The following is a 21,076-nucleotide window of genomic DNA, read 5'->3' as shown; positions in this document are numbered from 1 at the left end:
CCACGGTATTTCGTAGACATCTTTTCTGTTTTCTCATCGGCTAATTTCCCATGACCGGATTCATCCCATCGCATCGCATCGCCACGTTGAGCGACTTACCTGCCATCGTGGCGATCTACAACTCGACGGTTGCATCCCGTCAAGTGACCGCAGATACAGAACCCGTATCGGTCGAATCGCGCCACGCCTGGTTTCATGAGCATACGCCGGACCGCCGGCCATTGTGGGTGATTGAGCAAGACGGTCAGATTCTCGGCTGGCTGTCTTTTTCCAATTTTTACGGACGTCCCGCCTACTCCGGCACGGCAGAGTTATCGATCTACTTGCATGAAGAGGCACGCGGTAAAGGCTTGGGACGTTACCTGCTGACCGAAGCAATCGCGTTTGCGCCGCAGATTAAATTGCATACTTTGCTGGGCTTTATTTTCGGCCACAACACCCCCAGCATGAATTTATTCGCAAGCTTCAATTTTGAAATCTGGGCGAATATGCCCAAAGTCGCGACCCTGGACGGCATTGAGCGCGATCTAATTATCATGGGTAAGCGCGTCGCCTGATGTCCTTCAAAAATGCGGAATACGCATACAGATGAACCGATTTAGCGTCTATTAAGCCTGTCCAGGCCTAAAAAGAGTAAAATCCGGCATCTCACTTACATGGCTTGCTTTCTTTTAACAGAGGCAAGCCATCGATTTTTATAGGAATTACATCATGCTGAGCTATCGCCATGGCTTCCACGCCGGCAATCACGCAGACGTTCTCAAGCATTTCGTCACCATCCAGTTACTGAATTATTTGGGCCAGAAAGAGACTGCCTACACTTACATCGATACCCACGCCGGTGCCGGACTGTATGCACTCGATGGCGGTTATGCAACCAAGAACGCAGAATTTGAAACCGGCATCGGCCCGCTCTGGGAACGTAAAGATTTGCCGGCATCGCTCGCCGAATATGTTGATCTGGTCAAGGAACTCAACCCCAGCGGCAAAATGCGGTATTACCCCGGCTCTCCGTATTGCGCCGATAAAATCCTGCGGGAGCAGGACCGCCTGCGCTTATTTGAGCTGCATCCCAGTGAAATTAAAATCCTCGCAGAAAATTTCCGTAAACTCGATGCGCATGCCGCAGCACAAGGACATCGCCCGACAACGCGCGGCAAACGCGTCATCCTCACGGCTGGCGACGGCTTCGAGGGATTGAAAGCCTTATTGCCGCCGCCATCGCGCCGCGGCCTGGTGTTGATCGATCCGCCTTACGAGGTCAAAGACGATTATCGCCGCGTCAAAGACACGGTAGAGGATGGTTTGAAACGTTTTCCGACCGGTATGTTTGCGGTCTGGTATCCGGTATTGAATCGCCCCGACTCAAAACAATTGCCAGAGCGCCTGAAACGCCTGCAAGCCAATGGCTGGCTGAACGTGACTTTGTCGATCAGCGGCCCGTCGCCCGATGGATTCGGCCTGCACAGCAGCGGCATGTTTATTATTAATCCACCATGGACTCTGGAAGCGACCTTGCGTGAAGTCATGCCGTATTTAGTCAAGGTATTGGGACGCGACGCCGGTGCCAGTTTTAGCATTGATTCAGGTGAAACGCAGACGATAGGGCGCGCACGCAAGAAATGAGCAGGTACTGGAACTGAATTAAGGCCAGGATGAAAGCAAAATGCCGGAACAGAAATGTTGCCGGCAATTTTTTTGTCTTCAAAAATGTCCAAAAAAAACCAAGAAATGTCTCAAATTGTGGAATTATTTTTCGTCTATGTTGCACTGCACTTTGTTTTTTTAAGTCGAATCGAGGATTTCCTCTAATTGAATTATTCCGGAATAGATTTTCTTTATAAAAACATGCTGCCATGCAGCATAAATAAGGATTGACGAATTAGTACGGTCGTACAAAAATCGTTAAAAGAAAATTTAATTCGGCAAAAAGCAGATAAAAACGATGTAATTGCTGAGCTAGCTCAAATAGCAACATCATTCAGGAGAATAAATGTCGGAATATCAACAAAGCCCGGTTATGGGGCAGATGATGAGCAAACCGTTGCTCATCTCCAGCATTATCGAACATGCGGACCGGTATTTTGGCGGCAATGAAATTGTGTCGCGACGTGTTGAAGGCGATATTCATCGCTATAACTATCGTGAATGCCATCGGCGCGCTAAAAAACTAGCGAACGCCTTCAAAAAAATGGGCGTCAAAATCGGCGACAGGGTCGCTACTCTGGCGTGGAACGGCTACCGTCATATGGAAACCTATTACGCGGTGTCAGGCTCCGGCGCTGTCTTGCACACGATCAATCCTCGCCTGCATCCCGAGCAAATTGCTTACATCGTGAATCATGCAGAAGACCAATATCTGCTGTTCGATATCACTTTCCTGCCCATCATCAAAGCCATCGCCAGTCATTGCCCTACGATCAAGGGCTTTGTCATGATGTGTGACAGCACGCATCTGCCTACCGATGGATCGGTGCCGAATTTGCTTTGTTATGAAGATTTGATCGACGCCAATTCCGACGAATTTGTCTGGCCGGAATTCGATGAAAATTCTGCCTCCAGCCTGTGCTATACCTCAGGCACTACCGGGCATCCCAAGGGCGCGCTGTACTCCCATCGTTCGACGATTTTGCATTCCTATGCGTCAGCTATGCCAGACGGCTTAAACGTATCGGCGCGCGATTCCGTATTGCCGGTCGTGCCTATGTTTCACGTCAATGCCTGGGGTCTGCCTTATTCAGCCCCTCTGACCGGCGCTAAATTGGTATTTCCCGGTCCTGCGCTGGACGGCAAATCTTTGTATGAATTATTCGAGCAAGAGAAAGTGACTTTCTCCGCAGGCGTGCCAACGGTATGGTTGGGTTTGCTGACCTATGTTGCGCAAAATAACCTGAAATTCTCTACCTTCAAGCGCACCGTCATCGGAGGTTCGGCCTGTCCGCCTGCCATGATGAAAACCTTGCGCCATACCTATGGCGTCGAGGTAGTGCATGCCTGGGGCATGACCGAAATGTCGCCATTGGGAACCACCGGCACCTTGCAAGCCAGACACATGGCGTTGCCGGAAGAAGCCCAGCAAGCGATACTCGAAAAACAAGGTCATGCCATTTATGGCGTGGATATGAAAATTGTCGACGATGCCGGTAAAGAGTTGCCTTGGGATGGCAAAACTTATGGTAACTTGCTCGTCAAGGGTCCGTGGATCATCAGCAGTTATTTCAAGAACGAAGGCGGTGACGTTCTCGAAAATGGCTGGTTCCCGACGGGCGACGTGGCGACCATTGATGCCGATGGCTATATGCAAATCACCGATCGCAGCAAAGACGTGATCAAGTCCGGCGGAGAGTGGATAGGCACCATCGATCTGGAGAATGTGGCGGTATCCCATCCCGCCGTATTGCAGGCAGCATGTATCGGCGTATTTCATCCAAAATGGGATGAGCGGCCATTATTGTTAGTCGTAAAAAAACCGGGGGCCGAGATAGAAAAAGAAGAATTGCTTCAGTTTTATGACGGAAAAATAGCAAAATGGTGGACGCCGGATGACGTCGTCTTCATCGATGCGTTGCCCTTGGGAGCAACGGGGAAAATTTTGAAAAACAAACTAAGGGATCAATTTAAAGACTACAAATTGCCAACTGCCTGATTGTGATCAAAAAATGAAATGGGACAGATTAAATCGTCCTGTTTCAACATGAGAGAACGTAAAAAAAGTAAAAAAGTAATTTCCATAAACATCCACAAAAAAATACTGGAGTGAGACAAATGAAATTTCAATTACGTACACCTGTTTTAGCAATTTCCCTGGCACTGTCGGCACCGCTGGCGATGGCTGACACCATCAAGATCGCCTACATCGATCCGCTCTCCGGCCCATTCGCTCCGGTCGGTCAAAATATCCTGAATTCATATCAGTACATCGCCGAGAAGGCGAATGCCGAAGGCTGGGCAGGTCCTCATAAATTTGAAGTGGTCGGTTTCGATAACAAAGGGAGTCCGCAAGAATCCCTGAGCGTGCTGAAAACCGTGATCGACAAGGGTTTCCGCTATATCACCCAAGGCAATGGCTCCGGCGTCGGCTTGGCTTTGCTCGATGCCGTCAATAAGCATAACGAGCGCAATCCCGGTAAAGAGATCATCTATCTGAACCACGCTGCCGTTGATCCTGATATGACCAATAGCAAATGCAGCTTCTGGCATTTCCGTTTTGATTCCAACTCGGATATGAAGATGGAATCCCTGACCACCTACATGGCGCAAGACAAGAACATCAAGAAGGTCTACATCATTGGCCAGAATTACTCTTTCGGTCATCAGGTAACCCGCGCAGCCAAAGAGTACCTGGCACGCAAGCGTCCAGACATCCAGATCGTGGGCGATGATTTGCATCCGATTGGGCAAGTCAAGGATTTCTCACCTTACATCGCCAAGATTAAAGCGTCCGGTGCGGATACCGTCATTACCGGCAACTGGGGTGCCGATCTGGCGCTGTTGATTAAGTCGGCCAAAGATGCCGACTTGAAAGCCAACTTCTACACTTATTATGCAGCGACCACGGGCGTTCCTACTGCGATGGGCGCCGCCGGTGTGGACCATGTCAAATACGTCGGTTACTGGAATGCGAACAACGAAACTTTTGCAGGTAAAGATATCGTTGAAGGCTTCAAGGCCAAGTACAAGGACGATTACTATTCCATGGCGACTTATTCTGTGTTGGCCTATTTGGGCAAGGCCGTGAAAGATGCCAAGTCGATTGAACCGGCAGCAGTCGCAATTGCCCTGGAAAATTCCAAAGTAAAAAGCCTGAACGGCGACACCGTCATGCGTAAGTTGGATCACCAGATTCAACAACCTTTGTACATCGCAACCTGGGTGAAAACCAATGGCAAGGATGTCAAGTTTGATCAGGAAAATACCGGTTTGGGCTGGAAGACCAATCAGAAGATCGATGCTTTCGTTGCGACTCAGCCGTCTTCTTGTCAGATGAAACGTCCAGGTTAATCCGCACTGCCCAAGAGAGTCGCATTCCGATGCACTCTCTTTTTTTTCATAAAAATAGTACGATCGTTCACGATTTTAAAAAAGGATCTTTGCTGTGGAATTCACACTGATCACCTTGCTGAACGGCGTCAGCTACGGATTGTTGTTGTTCATGCTTTCCTCCGGTTTGACGCTGATTTTCAGTATGATGGGCGTGCTTAATTTTGCCCATGCCAGCTTTTACATGTTAGGTGCCTATTTTGCTTATGGCATCAGTATTAAATTAGGTTTCTGGCCAGCGCTTTTTCTGGCGCCGCTGCTTGTCGGCTTTCTCGGCGCCATGGTAGAGCGCTACGGCCTGCGCTCAGTCCACAAATACGGGCACATCCCTGAGCTGCTGTTTACTTTCGGCTTGTCTTACGTGATCGTGGAACTGGTGCAATTGATCTGGGGACGCTCCACCGTGCCTTATCCGATTCCTGCCGAACTTGATGGGCCGCTGTTCACTTTGTACACCACGACTTTCCCTATGTATCGCGGCTTTATGATGTTTGTCGCCTTGCTGATGCTGATCGCGATTTATTTGTTGCTGACCAGAACCCGGATCGGCCTGGTTATTCAGGCCGCCTTGACTCACCCTGACACGGTAGAAGCCCTGGGGCACAATGTGCCTCGCGTATTCATGCTGGTGTTTGGCGGCGGTTGTGCTTTGGCCGGTCTGGCAGGCGTGGTCGGTGGCAACGCCTTCGTTACAGAACCAGGCATGGCAGGGACACTCGGCAGCATCATCTTCGTGGTGGTGGTGGTGGGCGGCATGGGTTCTTTGGCCGGCGCATTCATCGCCTCCATCCTGATTGGCGTATTGCAGACATTTGCAGTCGCGCTCGATTACTCATTGGTCAGCGTGTTTGCAAAATTGGGGACGCAGATTTCTGCCAGCGCGCCTGGCTATTCGATGCTCAGTCTGACTATCGCACAGATCGCACCGATCATGCCTTACCTGTTACTGGTGCTTATCCTTATTTTCCGGCCAAAAGGTTTGCTGGGTACTCGCGAAGGATAAAAAATGACGAAAACATTGACTTATAAACCGTTGAATCTGGCGCGCTGGATCATCTGGCTCAGCTTTGCGCTGATCTTAATTATCGCACCGCTGATTTTTAAAACAGGCGGATCACTTTCCCTGCTGTCGCAAATCGGTACCTTGATGATCTTCGGCCTGTCTTTCAATATGTTGCTGGGGCAGGGCGGCATGCTGTCGTTCGGCCATGCTGTATATTCAGGTTTGGGGGCGTTCTTTGCGATTCACACCATGAACCTGGTGACGAATGGTTCGATTAATTTTCCTATTACGCTGATTCCACTGATCGGCGGCATTGCCGGCATGTTTTTCGGTATTTTGTTCGGCTATGTCACGACCAAAAAATCCGGCACCACATTCTCCATGATTACCCTGGGGATAGTCGAACTGGTATTTGCCAGTTCACTGATGTTTCCGAGTTTTTTTGGTGGAGAAGGCGGTATTTCTACCAATCGCGTGATTGGTAAAGCATTTTTAGGGATTACTTATGGTCCGCAAATCCAGGTGTATTACCTGATTGCCGCATGGCTGTTCATCAGCACGATCGGTATGTATGCATTCACGCAAACCCCGCTCGGTCGTTTGGCCAATGCGGTCAGGGACAATCCAGAGCGTGTTGAGTTCGTTGGCTATAACACGCAATGGGTACGTTATCTGACTTTGATTTTGTCGGCGTTTTTTGCCGGGATTGCCGGCGGTTTGTCGGCCATCAATTTTGAAATCGTCAGTGCCGAAAACGTCAGCGCCATTCGCTCCGGCGCGGTGTTGTTATTCACCTTCATCGGCGGTATCGGCTTCTTCTTTGGTCCGATGATAGGCGCGGTCATTGGGGTGGTGCTGACCGTGATGTTGTCCGATTTCACCAAGGCCTGGCAACTTTATCTGGGTATCTTCTTCATTATCATTGTGATGTACGCACCGGGCGGCATCGCCAGCATTTTGATGTTGAATCTGCGGGTTGCTCAATACGGATTATTCAAGCGCGTATGGCCATCCATGTGGAAACTGATTGTCGCGACCGTAGTCGCCGTGTTCGGATCCGTGCTCGCAATTGAAATGCTATATCAAAGAACCTTGGAAGCATCGCAAAATTCAACCATCAATTTATTCGGTGTCATGGTCGATACCGCACAACCTGGCGCATGGCTGGCAGCGGCTACATTGATTGCCATCGGCATCGTAGGCTTCGCCATGACCAAATCGACTTTCAAACAAAAATGGGGCGAGGTCAGCGCCGAAATTGAAGCGCAAATGCGGAGGGTGCAATCATGACTGTGACTTCATTGTTCTCCCTTGAACTGCAAGACGTCAGGAAGAGTTTCGGTAAATCCGAAATCATCCGGGGTGCGAATTTGCAAGTGCCTAAGGGGGAACGTTTTGCAATCATCGGGCCGAACGGCGCAGGCAAATCTACCTTGTTCAATCTGATCTCCGGACGTTTCCCCATCAGTTCTGGCGATATTTTATTGAATGGCGAAAGCATTACCGCCTTACGCCCGTTTGAGATTAACCGTCGTGGTTTGTCGCGCAGCTTTCAGATCACGAATATCTTCCATCGCTTGTCGGTCTACGAAAACCTGCGCTGCGCCGTCTTGTGGTCGCTCGGTTATAAATATTCATTCTGGCACCGGCTCAATGGACTGAAAGATGCGCATGAACGCGCCGAAACCGTGTTGGAGCAAATCGGTTTAAAACGTCGGCGCGATATCACCGCCGGTCTGCTGACCTATGCGGAACAGCGCGCACTGGAAATCGGCATCACGATTGCCGGCGGTGCCGATGTGATCTTGCTGGATGAACCGACCGCAGGGATGAGCCGTTCTGAATCCGATGCCGCGGTCGAGCTGATCCGCAAAGTCACCGTCGGCAAAACCTTATTGATGGTGGAACATGATATGAGTGTGGTGTTCGGTCTGGCAGATAAAATTGCCGTCGTTGTGTATGGCGAAATCATTGCCTGCGACACGCCAGTGAATATCCGCAACAACCAGAAAGTCAAAGACGCTTATCTGGGCGGTCATGCACCGGTGGAGGCCGCAGCATGAGTACATTATTGGAAATCAAAGACCTGAATGCGTTCTACGGCAAAAGCCATGTTCTGCATGGCGTTGACCTGGTCGTCAACCAGGGCGAAATCGTCAGCTTGCTGGGGCGCAACGGCGTTGGGCGATCCACCACGGTCAAGGCGGCGATGGGGCAAGTCAATTCAACCGGTTCCGTCAAGTTCAAGGGGGAGGAGATGATCGGCCTGAAAGCTTTTCAGATTGCCCACAAGGGCCTGGGTTATGTGCCGGAGAATCGCGATATTTTCCCGACTTTAACGGTGGAGCAGAATCTGATCCTGGGCGAAAAATCGGGCAAAAAATCGCGCTGGTCGCTAAACGATATGTACCAGATGTTTCCGCGCCTGAAGGAGCGTCAGCATACCGCGGCAGGCGTGTTGTCGGGCGGCGAGCAACAAATGCTGACCCTATGTCGCACGCTGATGGGTGATCCCGATCTGATCATGATCGACGAGCCGACCGAAGGTCTGGCACCAAAGATCGTGGAACTGGTGGCCGAGTATTTGAAGGAACTCAAGAATCGCGGCATCTCCGTACTGCTGGTCGAGCAAAAACTCGCGATCGCACTGGAAATTTCGCAAAGGGTCTATGTCATGGGGCACGGCAGCATCGTGTTTGAGGGCAGCCCGGCGGATCTGCGCGCCAATGAAGCAATCCGGAAAGAGTGGCTGGAAGTTTAGTACGCATATCAATATACTGCCTACCTGTATATTTTAATGTTCGGCATAAAACATGCGGATCAGGCATATTTCCTATAAGAATAATGGGGAGTATGCCTTTTTAAAGAAAATAAAAAATTTTCACTTAAAATAATACGACCGTACTTTTTTGCGGTATAGTAGAGACGGCATAAAAACTCGCAGACAACATTCTGGTCAGCAGGCGGCGATCAAATTGCCTATAGTGAATAGGCTGCAAACCAGTCGCTTGCATAATCAAAAACGTATTTCAACCCTTAGGAAGAGACATGAGCGCGGAATATCAAGTCAACGGCAATGTCGCCGTCATTACCCTCAACAATCCCCCTGTTAACGGTTTGGGCCACTCGACTCGCAGTGCGATTGTCGACGGTATGAAGCAGGCCCTGAATGACGATGCGGTTAAATCCATCATCATCACCGGTGCCGGCAAAGCGTTCTCCGGCGGTGCGGATATCAAAGAATTCAATTCGCCAAAAGCATCGGCAGAGCCATCGCTGCACACCGTCATCAATATCGTTGAAGGCTCGACTAAACCCGTAATTGCCGCGATTCACAGCGTTTGCATGGGCGGCGGCCTGGAGCTGGCATTGGGATGTAACTACCGCGTGGTAACGGCAGGCGCGCAGATCGCGCTGCCAGAAGTCAAGCTCGGCATCTTGCCTGGCGCTGGCGGCACACAACGCCTGCCGCGCGTACTGGGTTTGGAAATGGCCTTGAACATGATCGTGTCGGGCACCGCCATTCCATCCGAAAAACTCGCGAAGACGGCCTTGTTTAACCAACTGATCGAAGGCGACCTGATGCAAGGCGCGCTCGCTTTTGCCGCCAAAGTCGCTGATGTACGTCCGTTGCCCCGCGTACGCGACATCAAGATCGACTATCCGAATTACGAAGCCTTCCTGCAGTTCTCACGCAACACCGTGCGCGCGATGTCGGGCCCTTTCCCGGCACCCTTGAAATGCGTCGAAGCGGTCGCGGCTGCCGTCACCAAGAAGTTCGATGACGGCATCACTGTAGAGCGCGACCTATTCCTCGAATTAGTGCAAACCACCGAATCCAAAGCGCTGCGTCACGCCTTCTTCGGCGAACGCGCTGCCAGCAAGCTGCCTGACGTACCGGAAGACACGCCGACCCGTCCGATCAAATCGGCCGCAGTGATCGGTGCAGGCACCATGGGGGGCGGTATTGCGATGAATTTTGCGAATGCCGGCATTCCAGTGCAGATCCTCGAAATGAAACAAGAAGCCTTGGATAAAGGCCTGGCGACGATTCGCAAGAACTACGAAAACACCATGAAAAAAGGCAAGTTATCGCCTGAAAAATTCGAACAACGCGTAGGCCTGATCACCGGCACCTTGTCGTATGAGGCAATCGGCCAGGCCGATATCGTCATCGAAGCGGTATTTGAAGACATGGGCGTAAAAGAACAGGTTTTTAAAAAGCTCGATGAAGTCATGAAGCCAGGGGCAATCCTCGCCTCCAACACATCGACTCTGGACGTCGATAAGATTGCCAGCTTCACTAAACGTCCGGAAGACGTGGTCGGTACGCATTTTTTCAGCCCTGCGAATGTCATGAAGTTGCTGGAAATCGTGCGCGGCAAAAAAACGGCCAAAGATGTGCTGGCGACGACACTGGCGCTGTCTAAAAAAATCAAAAAAACTGGCGTGGTTTCCGGTGTGTGCGACGGTTTCATCGGCAACCGCATGATCGAGCAATACAGCCGTCAGGCCGGTTTCCTGATCGAAGAAGGCTGCACTCCAGAGCAAGTGGACAAAGCGGTGGAAAAAATGGGCTTTGCAATGGGGCCGTTCCGTATGGGCGATCTGGCGGGTAATGATATCGGCTGGTACATCCGCAAGCGTCGTTATGTGGAGAAGCCACAGATTACCTATTCCAAAACAGCCGATTTGCTCTGCGAAATGGGCCGCTTCGGTCAAAAAACGGGCGCAGGCTGGTACGACTATAAAGCCGGTGATCGTAAAGCCTATCCCTCTGAAGTCGTGAATGACATGATCGTCAAGCATTCTGCGGACCTGGGCATCGAACGCCGCAAGATCACGGATCAGGAGATCATTGAACGCCTGATCTACGCTCTGGTGAATGAAGCGGCCTATATTCTGGAAGAAGGCATCGCAACCCGCGCGTCTGACATCGATATGGTCTATCTGACCGGCTACGGCTTCCCATTGCATCGCGGCGGTCCTATGTTCTACGCTGATACGGTTGGTTTGCCGAATTTGGTGATGGCGATGGAACGTTATGCCAAAGGCCGCCATGGTGATGCCTGGAAACCGGCGCCATTACTGGTAAAGCTGGCGGCGGCAGGTAAAAGCTTCAACGGTTAAGTCCTCGTCGGAGTTGGCGGCAATTTAACAATTGAATTGCATAGGCTTAAGAAAATGCGCGGCTCGATAGCTGCGCATTTTGTTTTTGGTCTGGCTGAATTGGAGGGGGCAGCAGTGACGATGTTATAATGTAAGGTTAGTTATAACTCTTATTGCAAAAGGTTTTTCCGTGCTCTCTACCGCAAATATTACGATGCAGTTTGGCCCCAAGCCGCTGTTCGAAAACATCTCCGTCAAATTTGGTGATGGCAATCGCTATGGCTTGATCGGCGCCAATGGCTGTGGCAAGTCCACTTTCATGAAAATTCTGGGCGGCGATCTCGACCCGTCTTCCGGCACAGTGATGCTGGATCAGAACGAGCGTCTGGGTAAATTGCGTCAGGATCAATTTGCGTTTGAAGATATGCGGGTGCTGGATGTCGTCATGATGGGGCATACCGAGATGTGGGCGGCGATGGCGGAACGCGATGCAATCTACGCCAATCCGGAAGCGACCGACGACGATTACATGAAAGCCGCCGATCTGGAAGCCAAGTTTGCAGAATATGACGGCTATACGGCGGAACCCAGGGCCGGGGAATTGCTGTTGGGTGCAGGCATTCCCACCGATCAGCATCAGGGCCTGATGAGCGCAGTAGCGCCAGGCTGGAAATTGCGCGTATTGCTGGCGCAAGCCTTGTTCTCCAATCCAGACATCTTATTGCTCGATGAACCGACCAATAACCTGGATATCAATACGATACGCTGGCTGGAAGACACGCTCAACGAGCGTAATTCGACCATGATCATTATTTCCCATGATCGCCATTTCCTGAACCAGGTCTGCACCCACATGGCCGACATGGATTACGGTACATTGAAGGTCTATCCGGGCAATTACGACGACTACATGCTGGCATCGTCGCAAGCACGGGCGCAGCAGATGGCGAACAATGCCAAGGCGAAGGAGAAGGTCGCCGAATTACAGGATTTCGTCCGCCGTTTTTCTGCAAACAAATCCAAAGCGCGCCAGGCGACATCCCGCGCCAAGCAAATTGACAAGATCAAGATTGAAGAATTTAAGCCTTCCAGCCGCCAAAATCCGTTTGTACGTTTCGACGGCGAGAAGAAGTTGCACCGCCTGGCCGTGGAGGTTCAGGGCCTGAGCAAAGCCTACGACCGTACGCTGTTTAAGAATGTCGACCTGATGATAGAAGCGGGCGAAAGAATTGCCATTATCGGTGCCAACGGCATCGGTAAGACGACGCTGTTGCGCTGCATAGGCGGCGATGATATCGCCGGTTTGCATGCCGATCGCGGTCTGGTGAAATGGGCGGAAAATGCGAATGTCGGCTATATGCCGCAAGATCCTACGGAAGAATTTGCTTCAGATAAAAACTTAACCGACTGGATCGGTCAATGGACGCAGGAGGGAGACGACGATCAGGCCGTACGCTCGATTTTAGGTCGTTTGCTATTCGGCGGCGATGACGTCAAGAAATCCGTTAAAGTGTTGTCGGGCGGTGAAAAAGGCCGCATGATGTATGGCAAGCTGATGTTAGGTCGTCACAATGTGTTGCTGATGGATGAACCGACCAATCACATGGATATGGAGTCGATCGAGTCACTGAATATCGCATTGGAAAAATATGCCGGCACCTTGATTTTCGTATCGCATGACCGTGAATTTGTATCGTCTCTGGCCACCCGCGTCTTAGAAATTAAAGAGAACGAGATCATTGATTTCCGTGGTTCATACGAAGAGTATTTGACTAGTCAGGGTATTGAATAAATTCATTCGAAATTTATTCATACTTCATCCCTATGAAAAAGCCAGGAATTTCCTGGCTTTTTGTTTTTTGCTGCAAACCTCATTCATCGTCCGGAATGATTTTATCCACAAACGCTGCATCACCCATAAATAGCAACTGGTCCAGGCGATCGCGCAGGCTACGGGCCATCTCTTTGCCTTTGGCTTTTAAGATCGCTTCAATATAGGTATTTCTCAAGGCACGGAAGTCATCAATCGTCGCAGCGCGCTCCACTTTGAGTTGCAGGGTAAAACCCCTCAAGCCGAGAGTGCTTTTAATCGTTTCATTGAAAAATATGTGTAAGGCTTGAATGCGCTTGGATTCATCCAATAAGTCGGCAGGATTGATCGGGGTATCGATATCCGACACCGATATAGACGATGCTTCTGGGATTTCTACCTCAACCGGCGGCTCTGAAAATAAATGCGCTGTAATGAATTCTTGATCCAATAATTCCTGGAGACTTTGCTGATTCAAGCCTAATGCACTGACTTTTTTTAATAACTCTTCCTCGGTTTGCTTGCCATCAATCATGACAAGCAGACTTCTCAAGCGGGATGCCAGCTGATACTTACGCGTCGCTATTTCTTCGCGGCCCTTGTCAGTTTTATCGTAAATAGTAGTGCGCATAATGGATTCTATTTTGTCTCTAGTGCAGTACTGATGAGTATCAGCGGCGCTTGTAATTGCCAACAGGATACATCAATTAACAGTGACTTTCTATGTTGACAAATAAGTATGCCAGACAGCGTCGAATTGGTTTTTACCGTTTTACAAACCTGATAGGTTTCTCAAGCATCTTACCAATGTCATTGCCAGATTGTTTTTTCTTGGTATCGACTGGCGATTCACAAGAGCCGCAAGACGAACAGCCGCTCGCACATCCGCCAGCGGGTGTGCCGATGACGGCAGCCAGCTTGGGCGAATAAGCCGAAATCCAGATCGCCAGACCTTGCTTAATAGCCGAGGGCATCCATTTGAAAATAAGATAAATGGCAGCGCAAGCACACATCGAAATCGTGATCAAGGTTTGCATATCAAGCTCCGAGAAATAAGCGCGCCACGTTGTAGGTCACAAAAGAAGCCAAATACGCCAGGCCGAATAGATAGCCCGCCATCAGCAGAGGATAGTGTAGCGTATTCGTTTCACGCCTGACGACGCTAAGAGTCGCAATACATTGCGGGGCAAAAACATACCAGGCTAGTAGCGATAGGGCAGTGGGTAGCGACCAGGAGTGGGCGATCAGCGGTTCAAGGCTACTCGCTAATTCTTCACCTGATTGAGACAGGGCGTATACCGTACCCAAAGCGGCAACGGCAACTTCTCTGGCGGCCAGACCTGGTACCAGTGCGATGCAGATCTGCCAGTTAAACCCAATCGGAGCAAATATAACTTCCAGGCCCCGGCCCAGTATGCCGGCGATGCTGTAATAAATGGCCGGATGACTGGCATGCTCCGGCGCACCGGGAAAGCTGCTTAAGAACCACAGCAATATCATTAAAGCGAGAATAATCGTACCGACCCTGGCGGTGAAAATTTTGATGCGCTCCCACAAACCGAGTAACAGGTTTCGTGAGTTTGGAAAACGATAGTCTGGCAATTCCAGCATTAAGGCTTGTTGCTCGCTGGAGCCCCATTTTTTCTTGAGTACAAACGCAACTGCCATAGCAGAAACAATGCCGGCAAGGTAAAGCGAGAACAAGACTAAGCCCTGTAAATTCAACCAGCCACCGATCATCTTGGGGGGAATAAATGCGGCAATAATCAAGGCATACACTGGCAATCTGGCTGAACATGTCATCAACGGCGCAATCATGATCGTAACCAGGCGATCGCGTTGATTTTGTATGGTACGGGTTGCCATAATGCCCGGTATGGCACAGGCGAAACTCGATAGCAAAGGAATGAAAGCACGGCCAGACAAGCCCACTTTGCCCATCACTCTATCCAGTAAAAATGCGGCTCTGGGCAAATAGCCCGAATCTTCCATTACTAAAATAAAGAAGAACAAAATCACGATCTGAGGCAAAAATACCAACACACTGCCAGCCCCGCCAATCACGCCCTTGACCAGCAAACCTTGCAGCATTCCCTCCTGCATATGGGTTTCAACAAAAGCCCCCGTCGCATCCACTGCAGATTTGATGAAGTCCATAGGCAACTGCGCCCAGGCGAAGACTGCCTGAAAAACCAGAAACATCAATACGGCAAAAATGACCGGCCCGACTACCGGATGCAATATGAAACTATCTATTTTGTAGCTGAAATGATGATCGGTACTGGCCGCATATGAGACGCAACGCTCCAAAATAGCGTTTGCCTCACTTTGGATAGTTTCGGGAGAAATTGGAGTGAAGTCGTGCTGCGCATTTGAACTTGCTGCAGATTGCTGAAGATGCTGAGCAAATATCTCCAGTTTATCGAGCAACAGATCGATACCCTTATGATCCACCGCGATAGTCTCAACGACAGGGATACCCAAAGAGTGTTGCAATAATCCGATATCGATAGCGATATGCCGTTTCTTCGCAACGTCCATCATATTGACCGCCAAAATCATCGGGATGCCAATATTTTTTAATTCCAGGGCAACTCTCAGTCCGCGTTTTAAATTGGTCGCATCAACCACGCAGACGACAACATCAGGAACAAACTCGTCAGCGTGTTGCCCCGTGATGACGTCCTGGGTGATTTTTTCATCAGGAGTGATGGCATTAAGGCTATATGTGCCAGGCAGATCCAGGACATTCCAGAATCGGCCGGCAGGGGAGCGAAATTTACCTTCTTTACGCTCAATCGTGACACCGGCGTAATTCGCAACTTTTTGTCGAGCGCCCGTCAAGCGATTAAATAAAGCGGTTTTCCCACAGTTTGGATTACCAACTAAAGCAATACGGGGCGCTACCAGTTCAGCATGACTCATTAAGTAATTCCAGCCTTGGCAACACCGATAAAGGCCGCTTCAAATCGACGCAAGGCAAAAGTAGATTCACCAATCCGTACTGCTAGCGGCTCGCCGCCAAAATAGCCTCTATGCAGGATTTTGACTGATTCGCCTTTAACGAAACCAAGTTCCTTCAAACGACGGATGACATCAAAGCTATTTTTAGACTGATCAGTTTCGGATTTGGCAACTTCAGTAACAACGGCGAAATCTCCGACTTTGAGACTATCTAAGGTAAGAGAACCGGTTTTCGCTGAAAAACTGCTCATGATGTGTTTCCTTGCTACATAAAGCTAAATGATAATGAGAATATATATCAATATGAATTAGCATTCAAGCGCTAACGCCAAGAACCGGGTGGAGGACTTCCCCAAAACCAAAACCACTCACCACGAGACACGGAGAAAAGTAAGAGGAACTGGTTTCATGGGATGTGGATATCAAACGAATCCGCAAGCTGGGTGCGGCTATTGACGCGAAATGTCCCTGAAAGCCGCATGTAGCCTGCGGGTTCAATCTGAATGGTAGTAACCAGCTTACTGTTTTGCGCAAGTCCTAATTACTGACGATTTGATTGAGAGTAAGATTTATTGGCATGGGGAAACTAGGAATTGACGCTTAATTTCGCTTATTGTTTTTAGCAGTTCAAACAAATTCCTTTGCAAATTTACCTGCAGTCTCAATGAAAACAAGGTTGCCAATGTCATCTTTGCTATGTTAAAGTTCGCGCTTCGTCTTTATGGAGTTTTACCTGTGGATAGTTATAGTAGTCGATCTTATATCGACCACACCTTGGCACTGTAACTGCAGAACTCCTGTCGCTACTTTGCCAAACACATGGCAAGTAGTGATGTTAAGAGTCTCGAATTTATTCCAAATTCAGGCTGATCCTCTCTACTTATCCCCTAAATTGTTGCGTGTCATCACGCTGAAATTTCAGTTCTGTAATACAGAATATTGAAGTTCCGTCTGCTTACTTAAAATTTAGTCCGATTTAAGTGAGTCAGATTCGATGATACGTGTTTATTCTTGATGACTGATGTTGATCGGTCCGGGAGGTAGTTTGTTCGAATTGTTTAATCCTCAAAAGCGGCCGTCGCTGGTCCAGGGTAAGGGGCCAAATCGCTGGGATTGGGCTTTGTTGCCGCTAGTGCTGGCGCTGCTGATGGCATTTGGCTTTGCCGCAATGCAGATGAGTCGTCCCTTCGTCGTAGGTGAGGTGCTGCAGGTATCTCTCGACCCAAGTTATTTACCCTACTATCTGTTGCGTACGATTTTGCGTATGTTCACTGCGCTGGCTTTTTCGCTGTTGTTCAGTTTTGCGTTTGCCGCGATCGCGGTGAAATACGCTGCGGCAGAAAAATTGATGATCCCCATGCTGGATATATTGCAGTCGTTGCCTATCCTTGGGTTTCAGGCGATTGCAATTGCGCCGTTTATTGCCTTGTTTTCGGGTGATTTGTTGGGCGTTGAATGCGCGGCTATTTTCGCGATTTTTACGTCGCAAGCCTGGAATATGGCATTCAGTCTGTATCAATCCATGCGCACTGTTCCACCCGAATTAAGCGAGGCTGCAAGGATTTTCAGGTTGTCTGGCTGGCAGCGATTCTGGCGGCTGGAATTGCCCTTCGCGATGCCGGGTTTGTTATGGAACATGATGATGTCAATGTCCGGCGGCTGGTTTTTACTGGTAGCAGCGGAGGCGATTTCCGTTGCCGGACAAGATATTAAGTTACCCGGTATTGGATCTTACATTGCGGTTGCGATTGAGTCTAAAAACGGCATGGCGATTGCATGGGCAATTGCTGCCATGTTGATCGGCATCCTGCTGTATGACCAATTATTCTTCAGACCCTTGTTGGCCTGGGCTGACAAATTCCGTTTTGAAGAAAGTCAGGGAGAATCTGCGCAGCAATCATGGTTGTTGGATTGGATGCGCAATAGCCACTGGTTCCGAGCCTGGACCGATAGTTTGTGGCATTGGTTAAGCCATGCTCTGAGCTGGTTTAGCGTGCGCTACGATGGCACCTCGGCACAGTCACGGGTGCGCGTTGCTAACCCGTTCTGGTCGCGAGCGTGGGATATTGCATTGATATTGGCGTCATTGAGCGCCGCGATTAGTTTGCTGGTATACATTCACACGGAAGTCGGCTGGGGCGAAGTGGTGCATGTCGTCTTTCTTGGTTTGATCACTTTATTACGCGTCATGTTGTTGATCGCTCTGGCCTCGCTGGTCTGGGTGCCGATTGCGGTCTGGATAGGCTTGCGTCCGCAATACTCCCAGCGAGTCCAGGCGCTGGCGCAGTTTTTGGCGGCCTTTCCGGTTAATCTTCTGTATCCGATTATCGTTTTTACGATCGTATATTTTCATCTGACCCCGAATATCTGGCTCAGTCCGTTGATGGTCTTTGGTACCCAGTGGTACATCTTGTTTAATGTCGTCGCAGGGGCATCTGCGATTCCCAATGAGCTGCGTTTGGCCGCCGATAATCTTGGCTTAAAAGGCTGGTTGAAATGGCGGCGCGTTTATCTGCCTGCGATATTTCCAAGTTATATTACCGGCGCGATCACCGCCAGTGGCGGCTCCTGGAATGCGAGTATCGTGGCCGAATATGTCACCTGGGGTAAAACCACCTTGATTGCCGATGGTCTCGGCAGTTACATCAAACAGATGACGGAAGCCGGCGATTTTCATAGGAATGCACTAGCAATTGGCGTGATGTGTATATTTGTCATGTTATTAAATCGATTTTTTTGGCGCAAACTATATTTGCTAGCCGAAGATCGTAGCCATTAATTGAGTATTTGTAGCCGGCTACAAATACTAATAAGGAAGACTAATGTCCCCCAAATTATTGATTGATTTAAACGCCGTTGCCAAATCCTTCCGTGCTGCGGACGGGACGGCACGCCTGATCCTAGATAAAGTCGATTTTCAACTGAAAGAGGGCGAGATTGTCGCCTTGCTCGGTAAATCCGGCTCCGGTAAATCGACCTTGCTGCGTATCATTGCAGGCCTGATACCTGCCGACAAAGGTAAGGTTGCCTATCGCGACAAACCGATTTACGGTCCCGTCGCCGGCGTCGCCATGGTGTTCCAGTCTTTTGCATTATTCCCCTGGTTGACGGTACAACAAAACGTAGAGTTGGGGCTGGAGGCGCAAGGGGTGCCCGCCGATGAGCGCGAGGCCAGAGCGGATGCGGTATTAGAAATGATCGGTCTGGCCGGTTTCGGCGGGGCGTTGCCACGCGAATTATCCGGCGGGATGAAGCAGCGTGTCGGTATTGCGCGTGCGCTGGTAACCAATCCCGATATCTTGCTGATGGATGAAGCGTTCTCGGCCCTGGATGTATTGACCGGCGAGACCTTGCGCAATGACATGCTGGAATTATGGGAAGAAAGTCGCATTCCGACCAAAGGCATCCTGATTGTGTCGCACAATATTGAAGAAGCCGTCATGATGGCGGATCGCATCATTATCTTGTCCAGCGATCCGGGCAGCATACGCTGTGAAGTCAAGATCGATCTGCCGCGTCCGCGCAATGTCGAGTCAGCCGAGGTAAGGGCATTGATTGATGAAGTGTATGGCCTGATGACCATGCGTCATGCACAAGAAATTGTCACCGGAGTACCGCTCTCCGAACATCTCGGCTACCGCTTGCCAGAGACCGACGTCAGTCGTATCGAAGGTGTACTCGACCTGCTGGCCGATGCCCCATTCAACGGTCGCGCCGACTTGCCGCAACTTGCAGAAGAGGCAGAAATCTCCGACGAAGAATTATTCCCGACCTATGAAGCTCTTGGTTTGCTAGGTCTGGCCGTAATCGAGAAGGGCGACATCAGCCTGACACCGTTAGGCCATCGTTATGTCGAAGCCGATCAGGCTCAGAAACAAGAACTGTTCGGTCAACAATTGCTGACGCACGTACCGCTGGCAGCGCACATACGGCGTAATCTTGAACAGGAAACGAACGGCAGTTTGCCGGAAGAACCTTTCCTCGAACTGCTGGCAGAATTTTTAAAAGCCGACGAAGCCAAACGCGTATTAGAAATCGCCATCGAGTGGGGACGCTATGGCGAAGTGTATGAGTACAACTACCATACAGGACGCTTGACCTTACCTGAATTGGAAGAAAGTTGATCTGGTGCTGGTCTGGAATAAATCGATCGCCGCACGATCTACTCTTGGGTAGATAAAGAGTCAATCGTGCGGCGGTGAAAATTTAGTGTCGCTCTTACGAGCCAATTTTTTTACTGATGGCATTCTCTTGCTGGTTCAAGGTTTTTTGTTCCTGCTTGGTGATGTGCCCGCCATTTTGCGCTGCCATGTCGCGTTCTTCTTGTCGAATCTGTCTGTCGGCTTTGCGTAATTTGGCTGCCTTCGCTTTACTCATATCGCCTTCCTTGACTTCATTTTTGATGCGGTCATTTTGGTTTTCCAGGCGATTATTCACTTGCTCACGGCGCGGATGATTCTTCTGCCAGGTGGTGTCAGCGTAGCTGCTTGAAGCGGTCGTAGCGAACGCGCCAAGAATAGCGATCAAGGCAGCGGCTTTTGTCAGAGTCTTCTTATTCAACATGATGGTTCCCCTAGAGTGTAATTGAGATGGTTGTCGTTTCATGACCCGGTTGCTCCGTATCATAGTGCTATAAGCGCTTGAGTCATGCGAACGGTTTACCCAATAGATGTATCTGCTGTATCTAATTGTTGCAAAGTTCATTCTGAGCAAAGTTCAACTATCGGTAATTGCGCGTCACAAGTATCGCAATTCAGATAAGTTCATTTTTCATTCCTTAAAATTTTTATTGGTATGCTTAAGTGAAGTGCGGCCCACGGCGATTGGACAAATTATGGTATAGTCCCCCTCCCTATATTTGAGGTCAAGCATGGGTCACACTATCCGCGATAAACAAAAACTGCTGAACCGGGTTCGTCGCATCCGCGGACAAGTTGATGCTATTGAGCGCGTTCTTAGCGAAGAGGGAGACTGTATCCAGGTACTCCAGCAAATCACTAGCTGTCGAGGCGCGATGACGGGTTTGTTGGCCGTTGTGTTGGAAGATCATATCCGAACACATCTGGTCGATGCTGACGCCCATGATGGGCAAGGGGATGCCAAAGAACAACTGATCGACGTTATCCATAGTTATTTCAAGTGAGTCTGCG

General features: G+C 49.8%; 18 protein-coding genes. 14 read left to right on the top strand and 4 right to left on the bottom strand.

Annotated elements, in window-relative coordinates; all coding sequences use genetic code 11:
• Positions 1-50: 50 nt before the first annotated feature.
• From LPB67_RS06270 to LPB67_RS06225, 10 genes are all read left to right on the top strand, one after another.
• Positions 51-557: a GNAT family N-acetyltransferase gene (locus LPB67_RS06270; protein WP_262836220.1), complete on the top strand. Its 507-nt coding sequence runs from the start codon at positions 51-53 to the stop codon at positions 555-557.
• 154 nt (positions 558-711) lie between these two features.
• Positions 712-1,626, top strand: coding sequence for a 23S rRNA (adenine(2030)-N(6))-methyltransferase RlmJ (locus LPB67_RS06265; RefSeq protein ID WP_262836219.1), 915 nt, complete (start codon positions 712-714; stop codon positions 1,624-1,626).
• Positions 1,627-1,993: 367 nt separating this feature from the next.
• Positions 1,994-3,646, top strand: a complete 1,653-nt coding sequence (locus LPB67_RS06260) for a 3-(methylthio)propionyl-CoA ligase (RefSeq protein ID WP_262836218.1) — start codon at positions 1,994-1,996, stop codon at positions 3,644-3,646.
• Positions 3,647-3,765: 119 nt separating this feature from the next.
• Positions 3,766-5,001, top strand: a complete 1,236-nt coding sequence (locus LPB67_RS06255) for a branched-chain amino acid ABC transporter substrate-binding protein (protein WP_262836217.1) — start codon at positions 3,766-3,768, stop codon at positions 4,999-5,001.
• Positions 5,002-5,095: 94 nt separating this feature from the next.
• Positions 5,096-6,043: a branched-chain amino acid ABC transporter permease gene (locus LPB67_RS06250; protein WP_262836216.1), complete on the top strand. Its 948-nt coding sequence runs from the start codon at positions 5,096-5,098 to the stop codon at positions 6,041-6,043.
• A 3-nt stretch (positions 6,044-6,046) separates the two neighbouring features.
• The gene (locus LPB67_RS06245) at positions 6,047-7,333 is read left to right on the top strand and encodes a branched-chain amino acid ABC transporter permease (protein WP_262836215.1); all 1,287 of its coding nucleotides are present in this window, start codon (positions 6,047-6,049) and stop codon (positions 7,331-7,333) included.
• On the top strand, positions 7,330-8,106 hold the full coding sequence (locus tag LPB67_RS06240) for an ABC transporter ATP-binding protein (RefSeq protein ID WP_262836214.1): 777 nt from the start codon (positions 7,330-7,332) through the stop codon (positions 8,104-8,106). The genes LPB67_RS06245 and LPB67_RS06240 overlap by 4 nt, the downstream gene beginning before the upstream one ends.
• A complete protein-coding gene (locus LPB67_RS06235; RefSeq protein WP_262836213.1) occupies positions 8,103-8,804 on the top strand; it encodes an ABC transporter ATP-binding protein in 702 nt (233 codons plus the stop codon). The genes LPB67_RS06240 and LPB67_RS06235 overlap by 4 nt, the downstream gene beginning before the upstream one ends.
• Before the next feature lie 287 nt (positions 8,805-9,091).
• Positions 9,092-11,173 carry a 3-hydroxyacyl-CoA dehydrogenase NAD-binding domain-containing protein gene (locus tag LPB67_RS06230; RefSeq protein ID WP_262836212.1) on the top strand — a complete coding sequence of 694 codons (2,082 nt, stop codon included), beginning with the start codon at positions 9,092-9,094 and terminating at the stop codon, positions 11,171-11,173.
• A gap of 169 nt (positions 11,174-11,342) precedes the next feature.
• Entirely contained in the window at positions 11,343-12,944 is a 1,602-nt protein-coding gene (locus LPB67_RS06225; protein ID WP_262836210.1) for an ABC-F family ATPase, read from the top strand.
• A gap of 79 nt (positions 12,945-13,023) precedes the next feature.
• On the opposite strand, the gene LPB67_RS06220 is transcribed toward LPB67_RS06225, so the two are convergent.
• Entirely contained in the window at positions 13,024-13,593 is a 570-nt protein-coding gene (locus LPB67_RS06220; RefSeq protein WP_262836209.1) for a hypothetical protein, read from the bottom strand.
• 176 nt (positions 13,594-13,769) lie between these two features.
• Between LPB67_RS06220 and LPB67_RS06215 the strand changes: the two genes are divergently transcribed.
• Positions 13,770-13,892: a hypothetical protein gene (locus LPB67_RS06215; RefSeq protein WP_262836208.1), complete on the top strand. Its 123-nt coding sequence runs from the start codon at positions 13,770-13,772 to the stop codon at positions 13,890-13,892.
• 108 nt (positions 13,893-14,000) lie between these two features.
• Here the strand turns inward: LPB67_RS06215 and feoB are convergent, their stop codons facing one another.
• Both feoB and LPB67_RS06205 read right to left on the bottom strand, forming a co-directional pair.
• Positions 14,001-15,887, bottom strand: coding sequence for a ferrous iron transporter B (feoB, locus tag LPB67_RS06210; RefSeq protein ID WP_262836207.1), 1,887 nt, complete (start codon positions 15,885-15,887; stop codon positions 14,001-14,003).
• Positions 15,887-16,177 (bottom strand): ferrous iron transport protein A, encoded by a 291-nt coding sequence (locus tag LPB67_RS06205; RefSeq protein ID WP_262836206.1) that lies wholly within the window; start codon positions 16,175-16,177, stop codon positions 15,887-15,889. Before LPB67_RS06205 ends, feoB begins: the two co-directional genes overlap by 1 nt.
• Positions 16,178-16,947: 770 nt before the next feature.
• Between LPB67_RS06205 and LPB67_RS06200 the strand changes: the two genes are divergently transcribed.
• Together LPB67_RS06200 and LPB67_RS06195 are read left to right on the top strand one after the other, a co-directional pair.
• The gene (locus tag LPB67_RS06200; RefSeq protein ID WP_262836205.1) at positions 16,948-18,705 is read left to right on the top strand and encodes an ABC transporter permease; all 1,758 of its coding nucleotides are present in this window, start codon (positions 16,948-16,950) and stop codon (positions 18,703-18,705) included.
• 43 nt (positions 18,706-18,748) lie between these two features.
• Positions 18,749-20,050, top strand: a complete 1,302-nt coding sequence (locus LPB67_RS06195) for an AAA-associated domain-containing protein (RefSeq protein ID WP_262836204.1) — start codon at positions 18,749-18,751, stop codon at positions 20,048-20,050.
• A 94-nt stretch (positions 20,051-20,144) separates the two neighbouring features.
• Here LPB67_RS06195 and LPB67_RS06190 read toward each other — a convergent pair whose 3' ends face one another.
• Positions 20,145-20,489: a hypothetical protein gene (locus LPB67_RS06190; protein ID WP_262836203.1), complete on the bottom strand. Its 345-nt coding sequence runs from the start codon at positions 20,487-20,489 to the stop codon at positions 20,145-20,147.
• 307 nt (positions 20,490-20,796) lie between these two features.
• Here LPB67_RS06190 and LPB67_RS06185 point away from each other — a divergent pair, with 307 nt between their 5' ends.
• Positions 20,797-21,069, top strand: a complete 273-nt coding sequence (locus LPB67_RS06185) for a metal/formaldehyde-sensitive transcriptional repressor (protein WP_262836202.1) — start codon at positions 20,797-20,799, stop codon at positions 21,067-21,069.
• Positions 21,070-21,076 lie beyond the last annotated feature (7 nt).

Source organism: Undibacterium sp. Jales W-56, from assembly GCF_025548535.1.
Lineage (GTDB): Bacteria > Pseudomonadota > Gammaproteobacteria > Burkholderiales > Burkholderiaceae_D > Undibacterium.
Note: the sequence above shows the minus strand (reverse complement) of the source record. Positions and strands in the feature narration are given on the sequence as shown.

Coding starts and splice junctions, on each gene's coding strand:
- LPB67_RS06195 (WP_262836204.1), top strand. CDS start 18,749: ATGTCCCCCAAATTATTGATTGATTTAAACGCCGTTGCCAAATCCTTC.
- LPB67_RS06270 (WP_262836220.1), top strand. CDS start 51: ATGACCGGATTCATCCCATCGCATCGCATCGCCACGTTGAGCGACTTA.
- LPB67_RS06185 (WP_262836202.1), top strand. CDS start 20,797: ATGGGTCACACTATCCGCGATAAACAAAAACTGCTGAACCGGGTTCGT.
- LPB67_RS06230 (WP_262836212.1), top strand. CDS start 9,092: ATGAGCGCGGAATATCAAGTCAACGGCAATGTCGCCGTCATTACCCTC.
- LPB67_RS06245 (WP_262836215.1), top strand. CDS start 6,047: ATGACGAAAACATTGACTTATAAACCGTTGAATCTGGCGCGCTGGATC.
- LPB67_RS06235 (WP_262836213.1), top strand. CDS start 8,103: ATGAGTACATTATTGGAAATCAAAGACCTGAATGCGTTCTACGGCAAA.
- LPB67_RS06205 (WP_262836206.1), bottom strand. CDS start 16,177: ATGAGCAGTTTTTCAGCGAAAACCGGTTCTCTTACCTTAGATAGTCTC.
- LPB67_RS06220 (WP_262836209.1), bottom strand. CDS start 13,593: ATGCGCACTACTATTTACGATAAAACTGACAAGGGCCGCGAAGAAATA.
- LPB67_RS06215 (WP_262836208.1), top strand. CDS start 13,770: ATGTCATTGCCAGATTGTTTTTTCTTGGTATCGACTGGCGATTCACAA.
- LPB67_RS06255 (WP_262836217.1), top strand. CDS start 3,766: ATGAAATTTCAATTACGTACACCTGTTTTAGCAATTTCCCTGGCACTG.
- LPB67_RS06190 (WP_262836203.1), bottom strand. CDS start 20,489: ATGTTGAATAAGAAGACTCTGACAAAAGCCGCTGCCTTGATCGCTATT.
- LPB67_RS06200 (WP_262836205.1), top strand. CDS start 16,948: ATGTTGATCGGTCCGGGAGGTAGTTTGTTCGAATTGTTTAATCCTCAA.
- LPB67_RS06240 (WP_262836214.1), top strand. CDS start 7,330: ATGACTGTGACTTCATTGTTCTCCCTTGAACTGCAAGACGTCAGGAAG.
- LPB67_RS06265 (WP_262836219.1), top strand. CDS start 712: ATGCTGAGCTATCGCCATGGCTTCCACGCCGGCAATCACGCAGACGTT.
- feoB (WP_262836207.1), bottom strand. CDS start 15,887: ATGAGTCATGCTGAACTGGTAGCGCCCCGTATTGCTTTAGTTGGTAAT.
- LPB67_RS06260 (WP_262836218.1), top strand. CDS start 1,994: ATGTCGGAATATCAACAAAGCCCGGTTATGGGGCAGATGATGAGCAAA.